The sequence below is a fragment of the Parahaliea mediterranea genome (genome assembly GCF_017255185.1).
Taxonomy (GTDB): Bacteria; Pseudomonadota; Gammaproteobacteria; order Pseudomonadales; family Halieaceae; genus JAFKCZ01.
Window position 1 is genome coordinate 287334 of sequence record NZ_JAFKCZ010000001.1, and the last position, 16164, is coordinate 303497.

The 16164-nt window shown below is 62.3% G+C and carries 14 protein-coding genes; 12 read left to right on the forward strand and 2 right to left on the reverse strand.

The window, feature by feature from the left end:
- Positions 1-2 precede the first annotated feature (2 nt).
- Genes JYP50_RS01210 through JYP50_RS01245 form a run of 8 tightly spaced genes read left to right on the forward strand, consistent with a single transcriptional unit; the run spans position 3 to position 9865 of the window.
- Entirely contained in the window at positions 3-899 is an 897-nt protein-coding gene (locus JYP50_RS01210) for an NAD-dependent epimerase/dehydratase family protein (RefSeq protein ID WP_206558626.1), read from the forward strand.
- Positions 896-2047 carry a glycosyltransferase gene (locus JYP50_RS01215; protein ID WP_206558627.1) on the forward strand — a complete coding sequence of 384 codons (1152 nt, stop codon included), beginning with the start codon at positions 896-898 and terminating at the stop codon, positions 2045-2047. Before JYP50_RS01210 ends, JYP50_RS01215 begins: the two co-directional genes overlap by 4 nt.
- Positions 2044-3210 (forward strand): glycosyltransferase family 4 protein, encoded by a 1167-nt coding sequence (locus tag JYP50_RS01220; protein WP_206558628.1) that lies wholly within the window; start codon positions 2044-2046, stop codon positions 3208-3210. The genes JYP50_RS01215 and JYP50_RS01220 overlap by 4 nt, the downstream gene beginning before the upstream one ends.
- Complete coding sequence (locus JYP50_RS01225; protein ID WP_206558629.1) at positions 3207-5315, forward strand: glycosyltransferase; 2109 nt, start codon at positions 3207-3209, stop codon at positions 5313-5315. The genes JYP50_RS01220 and JYP50_RS01225 overlap by 4 nt, the downstream gene beginning before the upstream one ends.
- Positions 5315-7081, forward strand: coding sequence for a DUF7024 domain-containing protein (locus JYP50_RS01230; RefSeq protein ID WP_206558630.1), 1767 nt, complete (start codon positions 5315-5317; stop codon positions 7079-7081). Before JYP50_RS01225 ends, JYP50_RS01230 begins: the two co-directional genes overlap by 1 nt.
- Positions 7078-8223: an acyltransferase family protein gene (locus JYP50_RS01235; RefSeq protein ID WP_206558631.1), complete on the forward strand. Its 1146-nt coding sequence runs from the start codon at positions 7078-7080 to the stop codon at positions 8221-8223. The genes JYP50_RS01230 and JYP50_RS01235 overlap by 4 nt, the downstream gene beginning before the upstream one ends.
- The gene (locus JYP50_RS01240; protein WP_206558632.1) at positions 8224-9012 is read left to right on the forward strand and encodes a class I SAM-dependent methyltransferase; all 789 of its coding nucleotides are present in this window, start codon (positions 8224-8226) and stop codon (positions 9010-9012) included.
- 4 nt (positions 9013-9016) lie between these two features.
- Entirely contained in the window at positions 9017-9865 is an 849-nt protein-coding gene (locus JYP50_RS01245; protein ID WP_206558633.1) for a sulfotransferase family protein, read from the forward strand.
- Positions 9866-9941: 76 nt separating this feature from the next.
- Here the strand turns inward: JYP50_RS01245 and JYP50_RS22065 are convergent, their stop codons facing one another.
- Both JYP50_RS22065 and JYP50_RS01255 read right to left on the reverse strand, forming a co-directional pair.
- On the reverse strand, positions 9942-11126 hold the full coding sequence (locus tag JYP50_RS22065) for a sulfotransferase family 2 domain-containing protein (protein ID WP_206558634.1): 1185 nt from the start codon (positions 11124-11126) through the stop codon (positions 9942-9944).
- 149 nt (positions 11127-11275) lie between these two features.
- Entirely contained in the window at positions 11276-11605 is a 330-nt protein-coding gene (locus JYP50_RS01255; protein ID WP_277602391.1) for an MGMT family protein, read from the reverse strand.
- Between the two features lie 85 nt (positions 11606-11690).
- On the opposite strand from JYP50_RS01255, the gene JYP50_RS01260 reads away from it, so the two are divergent.
- The 4 genes from JYP50_RS01260 (at position 11691) to groL (ending at position 15414) form a co-directional block, all read left to right on the forward strand.
- A complete protein-coding gene (locus JYP50_RS01260) occupies positions 11691-12731 on the forward strand; it encodes a DUF481 domain-containing protein (RefSeq protein ID WP_206558635.1) in 1041 nt (346 codons plus the stop codon).
- Positions 12732-12799: 68 nt separating this feature from the next.
- Complete coding sequence (locus JYP50_RS01265; RefSeq protein WP_206558636.1) at positions 12800-13213, forward strand: FxsA family protein; 414 nt, start codon at positions 12800-12802, stop codon at positions 13211-13213.
- A 214-nt stretch (positions 13214-13427) separates the two neighbouring features.
- Entirely contained in the window at positions 13428-13718 is a 291-nt protein-coding gene (locus JYP50_RS01270; protein WP_206558637.1) for a co-chaperone GroES, read from the forward strand.
- A gap of 49 nt (positions 13719-13767) precedes the next feature.
- Positions 13768-15414 (forward strand): chaperonin GroEL, encoded by a 1647-nt coding sequence (gene groL, locus JYP50_RS01275; protein WP_206558638.1) that lies wholly within the window; start codon positions 13768-13770, stop codon positions 15412-15414.
- Positions 15415-16164: the final 750 nt, after the last annotated feature.

Here is a 16164-nt window from a genome sequence, read left to right on the forward strand (position 1 = left end):
TCATGGCAAAGAAAGTACTGGTAACCGGGTCGAGGGGCTTCACCGGCCGCTACGTGTCAGGCGCACTGCAACGCGCGGGGTATGTTGTGTGTGAGCTGGGCGGTGGGCCCGGCGGTGAGCCCGCGGCCGAAACGCTGGATCTTTTGGATGGCGATAGCGTGTGCCGCTCGGTCGCGGCCCTGGCGCCTGACTATGTCATTCACCTCGCTGCCGTCGCCTATGTGGGGCACGGTGACGTGGAAGCCTTCTACCGCACCAATGTGGTTGGCACCCGTAACCTGCTGGCGGCGCTGTCGGCGCAACAACGGGGCCCAGACAGGGTCGTGCTGGCCAGCAGCGCCAACGTTTACGGTACCGCCACCGCGGGCCTGGTGGACGAAACGGCCACGGTGTCCCCGCAGAACGACTACGCGGTCAGCAAGTACGCTATGGAGCTGATGTCGCGGCAATTCAATGATCGCCTGCCGATCGCCATCGCGCGGCCTTTCAACTATACCGGCAGGGGGCAGTCGGAATCCTTCCTGTTGCCCAAGCTCGTGGCCCATTTCGCCCGCCGTGCGCCGGTGGTCGAGCTCGGCAACACCAACGTGTATCGCGACTATTCCGATGTGCGGCGAACGGCCCAGGCCTATGTTGGGCTGTTGCGCGGCGCCGAGGCGGGGGAGGTCTACAACATCTGTTCGGGTACCGAGCACAGTATTGCCGATGTACTGGATATGCTCGCGGCGATTGCCGGCTACCGGATTCAGGTGAGGGTCAATCCCGATTTCGTGCGCGAGAACGATGTGATGCGCCTGGTTGGGTCTCCCGCCAAACTGGAAGGGGTGACGGGACCGCTCGAGGCCATTCCCGTCGCCGACACGCTGGACTGGATGTATCGGGGTTTTGCCGGCGCGTGAAGCTCTTGTTGGACATATCCGCTGTACAGGCGCCCCTGTCGGGGATCGGTCGCTACAGTTGCGAGCTCGCCGCCCACCTGCCGCGGGTTGAGGGCATCGACAGCGTGCTGTTTGTCCGCGGCACCGGGGTGGATGCCCATTTCGATCCGGCGCAATTGCCCCGGCAGCGCCGCGATGGCGGACTGCGGCGCTGGTTGAAACGGCTTCCGGGGCTGCGCCGTGGCCTGTCCACCTATCGCCGGCTCAAGGCCGGACGCGTGGCCGAATCCCTGGATCGTTTTGCGGACCATGTTTACCTGTCGCCCAATTTCAGTATTCCCCGGTTCAAGGGGCGGTCGGTGGCCACTATCCACGACCTCTCGGTATTTCGTTATCCCGAGTTTCATCCCAGGGATCGGGTAGAGCACCTGCAGGCGGAGATTCGCTACAGCCTTGCCAATGCGAACCACCTGCTCACGGACTCGCACAGCGTGCGCGATGAATTGTTGGCGCGGTTTCATCTCGAACCGGGACGCGTTTCCGTCGCGCCACTGGGCGTGGACAGCGCCTACCGTCCCCGGCCGGCGCACGAGCTGCGTGCGCCCCTTGCCGCGCACGGCCTTCAGGCGGGTCGCTATGTCCTGACCGTCGGCACCATCGAACCGCGGAAGAACCTCGATGCGCTGCTGGACGCCCACGCGCGGCTCGATGCCGGTTTGCGCCGGCAATACCCGCTGGTGATCGTCGGCGCCTACGGCTGGAGCAGCCGCGCAGTACTGGACAGAATTCGCGCGGCACCCGCTGGCGAGGTGATCTACCTGGATTATGTTCCGGAGTCCGAACTGCCGCTGATCATCGGTGGCGCGGCCATGTTCTGCTGTGCCTCGCACTATGAGGGTTTCGGTCTTCCGGTACTGGAGGCCTTCAGCTCGGGCGTGCCCGTGGTTTGCGCCGACAATTCGGCGCTTTCGGAGCTTGCCGGCGGGTGTGCCCTGATGTGGCCCGGCGGGGACCCCGAATCGCTCGCCGGACTGATTGCCCGCGCGCTGGAGGATGGCGAGTGGCGCGAGCGCGCTGTGGCGGATGGCTTGGCGCGCAGCGGGCAATACCGCTGGCGTAACACCGCAGAGGCCGTGGCCGAGGCCCTGCGGGGGATGGTCGACCGATGACGCCCGAGCCGCTTCGCATCGCGGTTGACGCCCGTCCCCTGTGTCATCCCGGCACGGGGATCTACCGGCACACCGTCGAGTTGTTGCGCCGGCTTTGCCGGCGCGGTGGGCAATGGTATTTCTATAGTGTTCAGCCTTACGATGACGGTGACTTTCGCCTGCCGAACGTCAGCCACCGCACCCTGCGCCTGCCCCGGTCATTGCGCGCCAGCCAGCTGGCCCACGTGGTGTTTCCCTGTTGGGCGCGCAAGGACGCGGTCCAGGTATTTTGGGGCACCCGTCATCAGCTGCCGGCGGGTTTGCCGGCCGGCGCGCGCCGCATTCTCACGTTGTACGATTTTGTCTGGCGCCGGTACGGCGAGACCATGCGATTTCCCGGTCGGCAGATCGAGGCGTTGTTTACGCCACCGGCGCTCGCGCGGGCCGAGGTCATCGCCACCATTTCCGAGTTCACCGCTGGCGAGTTGAGTCACTTCTACCCGCGCTTTGCCGACAAGGCGGTTACCGTTCCCTGCGCCAGTGTTCTCGGGCCAGGCGTCGGCGAGAATGGCCTGGCGCAGGGGTCCGGGCGGGGGTATTTCCTGGCGGTGGGCACGCTCGAGCCGCGCAAGAATTTGCGCCGAGTGCTTTACGCCTATCGCGACTATGTGAAGCAACAGCAGGCGGAGGCCCGGCCGCGGCGCCTGAAAATCGTCGGAGGCGAGGGCTGGGGCGGGGAGCGCTTGCCGGAGCTGGTGAGTGAATTGGGGCTGGAGAAGCTTGTCGACCTGACCGGACGTGTCAGCGACGAACTGCTGGTGGGACTGTATCGAGGCGCGCACGCACTGTTGATGCCCTCACTCTACGAGGGCTTCGGGTTGCCGGTGGCCGAGGCAATGTCCGCGTCCCTGCCAGTGATAACGTCGCGGAACTCCCCCATGGCCGAGGTCGCGGGCGAAGCCGCGGTGTTGGTGGACCCGTTGTCCGAAGCCGAAATCGCCGCCGCGATGACCCGGCTCTGCGTCGATTCGCAACTACACGCCAGCCTGAGGGCGGCCTGCGCCGGCCGGGCTCGCCGCTATAGCTGGGAGCGTTCCGCCGACGTCATGTGGCGTGTTCTCCACGGGCCTCAGAGATCGGGTAGTGATCGCAAGCCGGCCGAGCAACCGGAGGTATCGTCTTGAGGCTATTTCTGGCTTACGCGGAATTCAACAGCCGCAGTATCCGCGAGGGCCTGGGTAAGGCGGATTACAGTTACTATTTCGTCCTGCGGCGCTATATCCCCTTGCTGGAGGAGTTCGGAGAGGTCGAGGTGCTCGATGCCCCGCCGACCGACGATCTGGTGCGCCGCCGCAAGGCCGCCGGCGGCCAGGTGTACTTTTTCTCGTTTACACCGCCAGACAAAGCCGTGCAGCTCAGCGAGTGCCCGGTCATTCCGGTGTTCGCCTGGGAGTACAGCTCGATTCCCGACGAGCCCTTCACCGGGCCGGGCGACGACTGGGTGTCGATACTGCGCGCGTCCGCCGGGGCGATAACACACTCCAGCCATGCCCTGAACGTTTTGCGTGAACAGGTTGGCGAGGGGCTGCCCGGCGCTTCGATTCCGGCGCCCCTGTGGGACGATTTCAGTGACTTGCGTGCACGAAGGGGCAGGGCCGCGCCCGGGGGGCTGTCCGCGATACAACTGGCGGGCACGGTGATCGACAGTGCGAGCTACGACATCAGCAATACGGCGGTGAAGCCGCGTCTCGGGGGCGGGTCCAATGAGGTGGACTCGCTGCGCCCCCAATGGGGTGGCGAGCCCCTGCTGATGCCGCTGCGCAAGGGAGTTGCCGATGACCGCGCGACCTTGATTGGTTTCAACGACTGCGAGGACTGGGGCGTCTGGACCCGTTCGGGCTTCCCCTGGATGATGTTGCAGGAAACCGTGCAGGGTGAGGTCGAACTGGTCATTGAAGTCTGTGGTTACGCTGAAAATATCGGCAAGCCGCTGTATATCGAGCTGGGCGAGGCGCGGGCCTGCATCCTGCTGTCGGAAACCCTGCGTTGCCATCGCCTGCGCTTGCAGGTGGAATCACCCACCAGCTTCCTGACGTTCCAGGGGGTGGGGGCCAGGGCCGAGGGCATGCCCGATCCGCGCGATATTGGCATCGGGCTCTCCCTGTTGGAGATCCGCCGGCCGGAGGGCGCGGGCGATGCCGGCCTGGAGTTGGATCTTCGCGCGGGCGGTGTCGGCGACAGTGTCGTCGCGCATGGCTTTCATCCGGCGGAGGCACAGGGAAGGTGGACGGCGCAGCCCTGGTGTTTACTGGAGTTGCCACGGTCGGTGGCGGGGCCGTTGGCGCTGAGTATCGAGTTTTTTCACAGTTTCCAGCAGCCCGGCTCCCCGGTGCGCCTGTCATTGGGCGGTGTCGAAGTCGAACTGGAGATCGCCGAGGGGGCGACGGTGGCTCACTGTCAGTTTGACGGGGTAGCGGCCACCGACTTCCTGGTGTTTGATGGCGTCAGTCTCCAGCCCAGCGGGAATCCGGAGGATTCGCGCCAGTTGGGCCTCGGAATTGCGAGGATCACGCTGTCGCGGGATAGCGCTCGGCCTCGTTCCCGGTTGCCCACGCTGAAGCCGCCCGCTCTTCCGGCTGGCGCAATCCTGTACACCGCGGTCCTAAATCCCAACGATGGTCGCAAGAACTGGGAGGATATTGTCACCGCCTTTGTGTACGCGTTTCGGCAGCAGCGGGATGCAACGCTGCTGATCAAGATTGCCAGCCAGGACATGAGCCTGTTTTTCGAGGACATTTTTACGTTCTTCATGGAGTTGCATCCCTTCGATTGCCGGCTTGTTTTCCTGCAGGGGTATCTGGACGACACACAGTACCGCGATATGGTCGCCAACACGCATTTCGTAGTGAACGCTTCCCGGGGAGAAGGACAGTGTCTGCCCCTGATGGAGTTCATGTCCAGCGGGGTGCCGGCCATCGCTCCAGGGAACACCGCCATGGGGGATTACCTCGACGCCGGCTGCGGTTTCCCGGTGCGCTCATCTCCCGAGCTGACCTATTGGCCGCACGACCCCCGGCAGGTCTACAGGACCTGTTGGCACCGGATCGATTGGGAGTCGCTCCGCGACGCATTCACAGCCAGCCGCAAATGCTGGAAGTGGCGCCGTTGGCGCTACAACGCCATGGGCCGCGCGGCAGCCGAGTCCCAGCGGCACTACTGCGGCGGGGAGCGCGCGCGCGAATCGCTGGGGCAGTTCCTGGAGCAGGTGGACAGGCGGATGGGCGATTGATGCGGATTCTTGTCTATTCAGAGACCAGCGGCGCCAGTGTGGCGGCGAATCTCGGCATGGCGGAGTACAGCTACTTTTTCATTCTGGACAAGTACCAGCCAGTACTCGAACAACTGGGCCGCGTGCAACGGGTAGAAGACCCGGAGCTCGAAGTCGATGCCCTGTACGAGGAGGCCAGGCGCGAGGGAGAGCGCTGTGTCTTCCTGTCGTTTACCCCGCCGCACAGGACGGCTCGCAACCTGCGGTGCCCCACCGTGGCGGTGCTCGCCTGGGAATTCGACCGCATTCCCAACGAGAGCTGGGACGACAATCCCTGGAACGACTGGGTGCGCGCAATTCGGGAAATCGGCGCCGTGGTCACGATTTCCGACTACGCGACCCGGATTATACGGCGGCAGGTGGGGCGGGGAGTACTGGTGGAAACGGTTCCCGCCCCCATTGCTGCGGTGGGCGAGGGCCTCGGCGGGTGGCGGTCCTTGCTGTCAAATGTCGGCCATCGCGCCCACGCGTCCGCGCATGTCCCCGGCACAACGCGTGAGCTGGATCTCGAAGCCGGTATCATTGATACGCGCGCCCTGGCCATTGACGCGGAAGGCGTGTCACCGCTGTCGGAGACCGGCAGTGGGGTCTACCACGCCGGGCGGCGCTGGGAGGGCGATCCGGTCAGCTGGGACTTCAGCCTGGAGGGCGGGGGCGACAGCCAATACCTGCTGGGCTTCTACGAAGAGGAACACTGGGGGAGCTGGTCGAAGACGGCGCGCCCCAGTGTCATATTGCCGTGGTTGCTTACGGGGCCGCTGGTGCTGGATCTGGAGGTCCAGGCCTATGGCGATAATGTCGACAGGGAACTGCGCATAGTGATCGGCCGCTGCGAGCAGCGCTTGATCCTGCCGGCCAGCCTGCGGCGTTTCTCCCTGGCGTTCGAGGTGCCGGAAGACGGGGCCACGCGTATCCAGTTCTACGGGTTGGCGGCGATCGCGGCTTCGGGGGCCCGCGACCACCGGACGCTGGGCCTGGGACTGGCGAGCCTGCGCCTTCGGCGACCCGAGGGAAGCGGCGGCAGCGCGGCGCCGTCGACGGCGGCTACGGGGCTGATCAACGCCGCGGTTCAGCGGTTACAGCTTGACGGTACTGTCTATACCTCCGTATTCAATCCGGTCGACGGCAGGAAGAACTGGGAGGACATGGTCACGGCGTTTTGCTGGGCATTCCGCGACGATCCGCGCAAGACCCTGGTGTTGAAAATGTCGCACCACAATCGCTCCACCTTCCTGGGCAAATTGCTGCTGTTGTTTTCACGCCTGTCGCCGTTCCGCTGTAGAATCGTGGCACTGCACGGCTTTTTGCCGGATCAGCAGCTGCGGGAATTGATGTCCGCCACTGATTTTTTCGTCAATACCTCGCTGGCGGAAGGCCAGTGCCTTCCGCTGTTGGAGTTTATGGCGGAAGGCGTGCCCGCCATTTCCCCGGACCATACGGCGATGGCAACCTATATCAACGATCGCAATAGCTACGTTGTCAGGTCCAGCGAACAACCGCACATTTGGCCCAACGATCCCCGGCGCGCCTACCGGACGGTGTCACACCGTATCGATTGGGATGACCTTCGCCGTTGCTACCTGGCCAGCGCCGAGGTGACGCCGGATCGCTATCAGGCGATGTCGCAAGCGGCGAGCAGCGAGGTGCGCAGGCATTACTCGACGGACAGGGTCTACCGGCAGCTGCGCCGGGTGTTGCGCAAAGCCTCCGCGAGGCGCGGGGCGTGAACGCTTCCCGGGGCCAGATCCAGGACATCCAGATCCTGCGCGCGGTGGCGGTCCTCGCGGTGATTTTCCAGCACCTGCGCGGAAACCTGCTGCCCAAGAACGCCTTCGAGGGCGCGTGGTGGCACCTGTTCGGTGGCGGCTGGGTAGGGGTGGATCTGTTCTTCGCCATCTCGGGCTTTGTGATAGCGCGAAGCCTGTTGCCGCGCTTTGACGCGGTGCACGGCGCCGGCGACTTCCGCCGTGTGGCCCTCGGGTTCTGGACCGCGCGGCTGTTCCGCCTCGCCCCGTCGGCCTGGTTGTGGTTGTTTATTATTCTTTTGTTGTGCGTGTTCTGGAATCGTTCCGGCGTATTCGGCACCCTGGAAACCAACCTGTGGTGGACCCTGTCCGGGGTGCTGAACTTTTCCAACTACCTGTTCGTGCAGTATTTCGGCGTGGCCAAGCCCGGCGCCAGCTTCGTGTACTGGAGCCTTTCGCTCGAAGAACAGTTCTACCTGGTGTTTCCCTTCCTCGTCTGGCTGTTCCGGCGACGGCTTGTTTGGCCCCTGCTGCTGCTGGTCGCGGTACAGCTGTTCTCGGCGAGGGGCCTCTATGGCATGATGTTCCGCACCGACGCGGTCGCACTGGGTGTCATCATCGCGCTGGCCCAGGATATGTCCGGTGGCACATTGGGTGTCGATCGAGTGCCGCTGGCGTTGCGGCGTCTGCTGGTGGTGGTATCGTTGGCCGGCCTGGTGGCTGTCGGCAACATTCCCCAGGACCAGTTGCCGACCCGCGTGGGGCTTGTCGCCCTGCTTTCCGGGCTGTGTGTCTGGCTGTGCAGCGGGCGCGATGAATGCCTGGTTTCGCGCCGCTGGCTTGCGGATGCATGGCTGTGGATAGGCGCACGATCGTATGCGCTGTATCTTGTTCACGTGCCCTCGCTGTTTTTCACCCGGGAGCTGTTCTATCGCCTGGACGTCCCTCTCGGCGAGTACAAAGTGGTGGCGATTGGTATCGCGTTGGCGCTGATGTTTGTCGCGGCGGCACTGAACTACGGTTTGGTTGAGCAGCCCCTGCGATCCCGTGGCACGGCCCTGGCCCGCGGCATTGAGTCGGGCGGCAGGAAGTCTTCTGAAACCCCCTTAGCGGAAGGTAATTGAATGGCAACACCCGAACAGCGACCCAGTGCCTCGAAGCTCGGTTTGCACGACTGGTTTTTGGAAGGCTGGTTTAATGGCGAGACCGGGGAGTTGACCCGGGGCTTTCCCATCCGTTCAACCGATACGGTGATTGATGTCGGTTGCGGCAACGGCGGATTTACGCGTTTTTGCGGCATGCAGGGGGCGGAGGTCATCTTCGTCGATAGCGACCCGGAGAAAATCGAGGCAACCACGGAAAAGGTTCGCGATTCCGCGGCCAGGGCCTACCGGGGAATTCTGTCGCAGTGTGATCCCATTCCGCTCGATGACGATACGGCGGATGTCCTGATCTGTACCGAGGTGCTAGAACACGTCCCCGACCCGCAACAGTTCCTCGGCGAGCTGATACGCGTGACGCGTCCCGGGGGCAGTATGCTGATTACCGTGCCGGACGCGAGGTCAGAGGCCTTTGTTGCCGCGACGGCGCCGCTCGAGTATTTCCAGGTGCCCAATCATATCCGCGTCTATAACAAGGAGGGATTCCGGGCCCTGATCGATGAAGCGGGACTGGAAGTGGTGGATCACCGGTTCATTGGCGGCTTCTGGAGCGTATATTGGCCCCTGGCCTGGCTCAACGCCAAGGAGAGCGACGGGGAGCTCCCGTTTAATTCCGATCACCCCATGGTGCAGCACTGGGTTGCCACCTGGCACGAAGTCCAGAAGCATCCCCAGGGCCACAAAATCCGCGATGCGCTCAACCAGTTGCTGCCCAAATCGCAGTCCATTCTGTGCCGGAAACCACAGCGCTAGGCTCATGACGCAGCGTGTCGATTTTTTGGTACCCGGTTTCAGTAAATGCGGAACCACCACGCTGTGCGCATTACTGGCGCAGCACCCCGGTATTTTTATTCCGTCTCTGAAAGAACCCTGGTATTTCAGTGCGGATGACTTCGAGGAACGCGGTTCCATGTACCGCTCACTGTTCAGTCCTGCGGAGGAAGGGCAACTACTGGGTGAAGGTAGTGTGAATTACAGTGGATACGAGAGGGAAGCTATTTCCGTTGAAAGAATCCACGCCAACAATCCGCACTGTCGTTTTATCTTTATCGCGCGCAATCCCATCCAGCGGATCGAGTCAAGCTATCGGGAAATGCACCATAGCGGCGTTCGCTTTGGACTGAATGCCCCCTATTCGCTGGAAGCCTGCCTCGAGGTCTTTCCGCAGATGATTAATGACTCCTGCTATATGAGCCGGATTCGCCGCTACCTCGACAGGTTTGGCGAGGAGGCGATTCACGTGTTGTTTCTCGAGGACCTGCGTCGCGATCCGCAAGGGGAGCTGGACAAGTGCTTTGCACATCTCTCCCTGCCCGCGCACGGGGTCAGCAACTCCCTGACGCTCAACCGTGGCTCAGAGAAGCTGAAGGATAGCCGGCTGATGCGTTTCCTGCGGACCCGGGCCTGGTCGGGCGTTCCACTTTCACGCATCCGGCCCGAGCGACAGGATGAGCTGTTCAAGCCCCTTGGTCTGCGTGTGCCATTCAGGCGCAAAATTGTCTGGGACGGGGATTCCCGCAAGCGCTTTGAGGAAGAGGTGGCACCGGATGCCCGGGAGTTTCTGCAGCGCTTTGGCAAGCCGGAGGAGTACTGGGCCCTGTCATAGCGCCGCGACTGTCACCGTGTTTGTCCTGATAGCTTGCTGTGTTTGTGCGGGGCCTTTATTCGGCCCCGCGGACTCGCTACCGGCCAGCCTGATGGTACAGCTGCACGTCTTCTGAGTAGTAGCTGGCGAGCCTGTCGCGTATGGTCTCGTCCAGCAGGCTCGCCGGGTCGATACTGCCCGCGGCTTCAATGTCTCCGGGCAGCATACGGGCCGCTCCGTCGAGCATTGACGTCGATTTTTCGGTGCGGTTCTGGTGGTCCAGGGTGATGCCGCGGCCCAGGTGCTCCCCGAGGTCGCTGGCCAGCTGGTCGATGTGCTCCAGGCGATAGATGCCGTGAAAGTGGGGGACGCCCTTGATGTACAGGTACTGCGGCCGCCAGTGGCTGTCGAGGTCGTGAGGCGAGCACTGGGTAATGTGCGCGACGAATTCCTCGAAGGTGATACCGCGTTCAATATCGATATCGGCGCTCTGCTGCACCTGCTCCAGTACCGGGCGGGTATGCAGGAGGTTGCGCGGGTTGTGGCGCTTGTAAACAAACTTCTCCAGATACGCGCTAAGGATACGTTCGACCGGGTCGCGCACAACGGTAAATTTGAAGTAGTCCTGCGACGCGAGAATTTCCCGCGCCGCCGCCATCGGTTTGTCTTTCAGCTGGACCCCGGTATTGAAGCGGTCCGTTACCCAGTGCACGCCCATGAGTGAAGCCAGCTCCCGGTGGGGAATGTCGGCCAGTTCGATCATCAGGGTCTTGAGTGTCGTGCAAGCGCACTTTGCGATGGGCACGTAGAGCAGGCGCTGCGACTCCGACACCATCATGGCGCTGTAGGGCCAGCGCAGGAGATTGTTCGCGCCCCTGGGCCAGGTGCTCTCCGCTATCGCCATTTCCAGCTTTGCCGGGGCGTCCGGCGATCCCGTCTCCAGCGCCAGCTTCTGCGAGTGGGCGGGATGCAGGTTTTCCACCCAGTATTCTCCCTGCAGCAACAGCCCCACCCGCAGTTCCCTGACCCTGGAGAAGTATTCAGGTGGCACGTGAACTGTCACCCACTGGTAATGCTCCGCGCCGCCGGCGATGCGCGCCGACAAGGGGCTGCGCACGCTTTCCACCGACAGGCGCTCGCCATTGGCCGCCCACAGGCTGACGCCGAACACCAGGCCTTCGCCGGTGTCCGGGTCGATTTCCGTGCACGAGCGGTTATGCACGATCACGGGAATCCGGGCGGTGGGTTCCTCGGGGCTCAGGCGGATCGAATCGCCGGCCACAATGTTGACTTGCGACCAGTCCGGCGTCGCATTTGGGGTTTGTGCGTGTTGTCGGTTGGGAGTGTTCACGGTAACTGCCGGTAGTGGGGCGACCTCGATGGGGTCGCAATCGGGTGAACAGGGATGTTATGCGAGTTTGGGCGGGTTGGCTATGTTGAAGCCCCGGGATGCCATCGGTAGCTGCGCAGCGGAATTTTGCCGCCGATGAACGCCACGCCCTCTGCCTCCAGCCGCTCCCTTTGGGTATACTCGCCCCCAGTGCCCGCCGGCAGTGATATACGCCCCTGGGCATTGATTACCCGGTGCCAGGGAATGCGGGAGCCGGCAGGTAGTTGGCGCAGGGCGTAGCCCACCCGGCGCGCGGCGCCCGGGAGGCCGGCATGGCGAGCCACATCGCCGTAGGTGGCGACCTTGCCTGGCGGTATCAGGGCCACCACCTGCCAGATACGCTGATTCAGGTCGGGTTCATTTTGATGCATTGGAATGAATGCCGGGTTCTGTTGTCAGATGTCGCTTGAATCGCATCAAAATCACGCACGTACCTTAACCAGAAAAACGAGTATCTTGAAAGTTCATCGCTCCCACAAGTCGCTTCTGGCACTTTTCACCTGTCTGCTTGCCCTGGCCGGCGCCGCCGGCGCCGCCCGCGCCGACCGTCTCTTCACCACCGATGGCGAGTCCATTCCCGGTACCCTGGTCGGCCTGAAAGAGGGCAACCTGGTGTGGTCGTCGGAGGTCTTTGGCGACCTGGTGATCGACCAGCATCATATCGCCCGCATCGAGTCCGGCGACCACTTCGATTTCAAGCTCAGCAGCCGCGAACTCAATAACTGCTGGATGTTCGTGCAGGACGACCACCAGCTCCTGCACTGCGACGAGGGGGTGGAAGTGCTTTCCGACTGGAAGCTGGTGGTGGCAGCGGGGGAGGCGGTCAATGACCCGAAGCCACTGCTGACCCAGAAGGGCAACGTCAATGTCGCCGCGGAGGATTCATCGGGTAACAACGACATCAACAAGGTGGACGTGACCGCGCGCTCGGAGATGCGTTTTATCGAGTCCCGGCACACCCTGGCCCTGCGCTACCAGGAGGAGCAGGTGGACGACACCAATGCCCGTAACATGTGGCGCAGCGGTTACCAGTACGACCAGTTTTTTACCGACCAGTGGTTCGTCGCCGGCAATGCCTCCTACGAGGAGGATGAATTCAAGCAGATCGACCAGCGCACCCTCGCCGGGATGGGTATGGGCTACCAGTTCCTGGAGACCAGCTACTTCGACCTGCTGGGCAAGGGCACCGTCAACTACGTGGACGAGCAGTTTACCTACGGCGAGGACCGCGCCACCCCGGCCTTCCTGTGGAACCTGGACTTTGCCTGGCGCTTCAATGACAAGGGCATGGAATTTTTCCACCGCCACGCGATGTTGCAGGCCTTTGAAAACAACGACGACTTCGAGATCACCAGCACCACCGGCCTAAAGTACCCCATCAATGGCCATTTCAGCTCGGTGATCCGTTTCGAGTACGACTACGACAATTTGCCCGCCCAGGACGCCGTGGACAAGAAGGACCAGAAGTGGTCCATCGGCCTCACTTACGACTGGTAACCCCCACCGCGTCGCTATCGCTTGCATTCGGGATTTTTACCCCCATACACTGGGGAGAGGAGAATTCCATGCGTATATTGTTGTTGCTCCTGCCCTGGCTGGAGCTGGCCACCCTGATCCAGTTGGGTGTTGAAACCGACCTGTTCACCGCCCTGCTCTACGTGCTTGCCACCGGCGTGCTGGGTTTGTTGATCCTGCAGCGCCAGGGCGTCGGCATGTTCCGGCACTTGCGCGAGGCGCAGGCGGGCCGGGTTTTCGGTACCCGCCTGCTGCTCGATGATATGGCGATGGGCCTGGCTGGCCTGCTGCTGATGATCCCCGGAATGATTACCGATTTCGCCGCCCTGGTGGTGCTGATCGGGCCCCTGCGGCGCAAACTCGCCCGTTTTTTCACCGGTCCCCAGGCCGAACCCTACGCGCCAGAGCGGGATTCAGGCACCCGCAGCACCATTGAGGGGAACTATCGCCGGCTCGACGACTAAATTGGTCTGCTGATATAACTCATTGAAATATAAACCTTTATAACTGCTTTGATCGGTCTCGTGGACGCTTGACTGCGGGCCGTCTCCAACTAGAATTAGCACTCTCTTGCAAAGAGTGCTAATCGGGCCTTGAAATCGTTTTTCACCGCCCCCATACAGCTAGCTAACCCCATACTGGGGCTTGCATAACATCGTTACTAGGAGAGCTTCACAAATGAAAATCCGTCCGCTGTACGACCGTGTGGTCGTTCGTCGCAAGGAAGAGGAAGAAACCACCGCCGGTGGCATCGTTCTGCCCGGCTCCGCCAAGGAAAAACCGAACCAGGGTGAAGTGGTGGCGGTTGGCGAAGGCAAGGTCCTGGACAACGGCGAAGTGCGCCCCGTGGCCGTCAAGGTCGGTGATCGCGTTGTGTTTGGCCAATACGCCGGCGGCAACACCATCGAGATCGACGGTGACGAACTGATCATCATGGGTGAGAGCGAAATCTACGCTGTTGTCGAGTAAGCGACACCCCGAATTCAAGATAACTGTTTGAAAATCAAGGACATATACAATGGCAGCTAAAGACGTATATTTCGGTGACGAAGCCCGCCAGCGCATGCTCAGAGGCGTGAACATCCTGGCGGACGCAGTCAAGGCCACCCTGGGCCCGAAAGGCCGCAACGTAATTCTGGACAAATCCTTCGGCGCTCCGACCGTGACCAAGGACGGTGTGTCCGTGGCCAAGGAAATCGAGCTGGAAGACAAGTTCGAGAACATGGGTGCGCAAATGGTCAAGGAAGTGGCTTCCCAGGCTTCCGACCAGGCTGGCGACGGCACCACCACCGCTACCGTACTGGCCCAGTCTATCGTGAACGAAGGCCTGAAAGCGGTTGCCGCCGGCATGAACCCGATGGACCTGAAGCGCGGCATCGACAAGGCCGTGGCCGCGGCCGTGGCCAAGATCGAGGAAGCCTCCATCCCCTGTGAAGACAGCAAGGCGATCGCCCAGGTAGGCTCCATCTCCGCCAACTCCGACGTCCAGGTAGGCCAGATCATTGCCGACGCCATGGAGAAAGTGGGCAAGGAAGGCGTGATCACCGTCGAAGAGGGCACCGGTCTGGACAACGAGCTGGACGTGGTGGAAGGCATGCAGTTCGACCGCGGCTACCTGTCTCCCTACTTCATCAACAACCAGGAGAACATGACCGCCGACAACGAGTCGCCGTTCATCCTGCTGGTCGACAAGAAAATCTCCAACATCCGCGAGCTGCTGCCCCTGCTGGAGCAGGTAGCCAAGGCTTCCAAGCCGCTGGTTATCGTTGCCGAGGACGTGGAAGGCGAAGCGCTGGCCACCCTGGTGGTCAACAACATGCGCGGCATCGTGAAAGTAGCCGCCTGTAAGGCGCCCGGCTTCGGCGACCGCCGCAAGGCCATGCTGCAGGACATCGCCGTGCTGACCGGCGGTACCGTGATCTCCGAGGAAGTGGGCCTGGACCTGGAGTCCGCCACCCTGGAGCACCTGGGCACCGCCAAGCGCGTGACCATGGACAAGGACAACACCACCATCATCGACGGCGCCGGCGAAGCCGCTGCCATCGAGGCCCGGGTGAAGGAAATCCGCGTCCAGGTCGAGAACACGTCTTCCGACTACGACCGTGAAAAGCTGCAAGAGCGCGTGGCCAAGCTGGCCGGCGGTGTTGCGGTGATCAAGGTTGGCGCCGCCACCGAGGTCGAGATGAAGGAGAAGAAAGCCCGCGTTGAAGACGCCCTGCACGCGACCCGCGCTGCTGTGGAAGAGGGTGTTGTCGCCGGTGGTGGCGTGGCCCTGGTACGCGCCGTGGCCACGATCACTGGCCTGGAAGGCGACAACGAAGACCAGAACGCCGGCATCGCCGCTGCCCTGCGCGCGATGGAAAACCCGCTGCGCCAGATCGTTGCCAACGCTGGTGACGAGGCCTCTGTTGTCCTGAACAAGGTGAAAACCGAGGGCGAGGGTAACTTCGGCTACAACGCGTCCACTGGCGAGTACGGCGACATGCTGGAAATGGGCATCCTGGATCCCGCCAAGGTGACCCGCACCGCGCTGCAAGCCGCTGGTTCCGTGGCCGGCCTGATGATCACCACCGAGGTGATGATCGCCGACGCACCGGAAGACAAGGCCGCTGCTCCGGCCATGCCCGACATGGGCGGCATGGGCGGCATGGGCGGCATGATGTAAGCCCAACCCAGGTCCTTTGCGAAAGCCCCGCCTCTTTGAGGCGGGGCTTTTTTTGTTTTCAGGCCTGGTGATGGGTTTTTTATTTCGTCGAAGTAGGGCTTTTGAGGGCGTTGGATAGCTCTTGGAGTCCTGGTGTCGAGGAGCATTGGAGGCTCAAGGCTCAAGGCTCAAGGCTCAAGGCTCAAGGCTCAAGGCTCAAGGCTCAAGGCTCAAGGCTCAAGGCTCAAGGTCTAAATCTGGAGGCGGCCTGCGGCCGCTGCGTCGCTCCGGCGCAGGCCAGGTGCTTTTTGGCCCTCTGCTACGGGGCATGCGGTGCGTTTGCCTGTTGGCTTCTCGCAGGGGGCGTTGTTTTGGGGACCTTGCTGGTTGGTGTGGTGGGTACTGATGATGTGGAGTGGTTGTTTGGCTATCGTCCGGGCGAGCGGGCTGAGAGGCTGCTGCCACTAAGCGGATGCGGTGGTCGCACCGACCCCTGCGCGCCGGGCCAAAAAGACCTGACCTACCCCGGATCAACGCGGGGTGCCGGCGATCGACTCCTGATGGAAATAACCTCTCCTCCTCAACCTCCGCCGGCCCGCTCTCCTTGAGATGGTTATTTGCAGGCATGCGGCAGCCGCCCATGAACTGCATGCTGTCTTATTTATGAAATTCTTATTGAAATGGCCTGACTGTCAACTTTTTTTACAGCTGGATCACGTTTTGCGCCGCAGTTGGGCGGTAGAAGAATGCTGGTGCATAAAATCAAAGACT

Coding starts and splice junctions, on each gene's coding strand:
- JYP50_RS01210 (WP_206558626.1), top strand. CDS start 3: ATGGCAAAGAAAGTACTGGTAACCGGGTCGAGGGGCTTCACCGGCCGC.
- JYP50_RS01220 (WP_206558628.1), top strand. CDS start 2,044: ATGACGCCCGAGCCGCTTCGCATCGCGGTTGACGCCCGTCCCCTGTGT.
- JYP50_RS01230 (WP_206558630.1), top strand. CDS start 5,315: ATGCGGATTCTTGTCTATTCAGAGACCAGCGGCGCCAGTGTGGCGGCG.
- JYP50_RS01240 (WP_206558632.1), top strand. CDS start 8,224: ATGGCAACACCCGAACAGCGACCCAGTGCCTCGAAGCTCGGTTTGCAC.
- JYP50_RS01245 (WP_206558633.1), top strand. CDS start 9,017: ATGACGCAGCGTGTCGATTTTTTGGTACCCGGTTTCAGTAAATGCGGA.
- JYP50_RS01255 (WP_277602391.1), bottom strand. CDS start 11,605: ATGCATCAAAATGAACCCGACCTGAATCAGCGTATCTGGCAGGTGGTG.
- JYP50_RS01265 (WP_206558636.1), top strand. CDS start 12,800: ATGCGTATATTGTTGTTGCTCCTGCCCTGGCTGGAGCTGGCCACCCTG.
- JYP50_RS01270 (WP_206558637.1), top strand. CDS start 13,428: ATGAAAATCCGTCCGCTGTACGACCGTGTGGTCGTTCGTCGCAAGGAA.
- groL (WP_206558638.1), top strand. CDS start 13,768: ATGGCAGCTAAAGACGTATATTTCGGTGACGAAGCCCGCCAGCGCATG.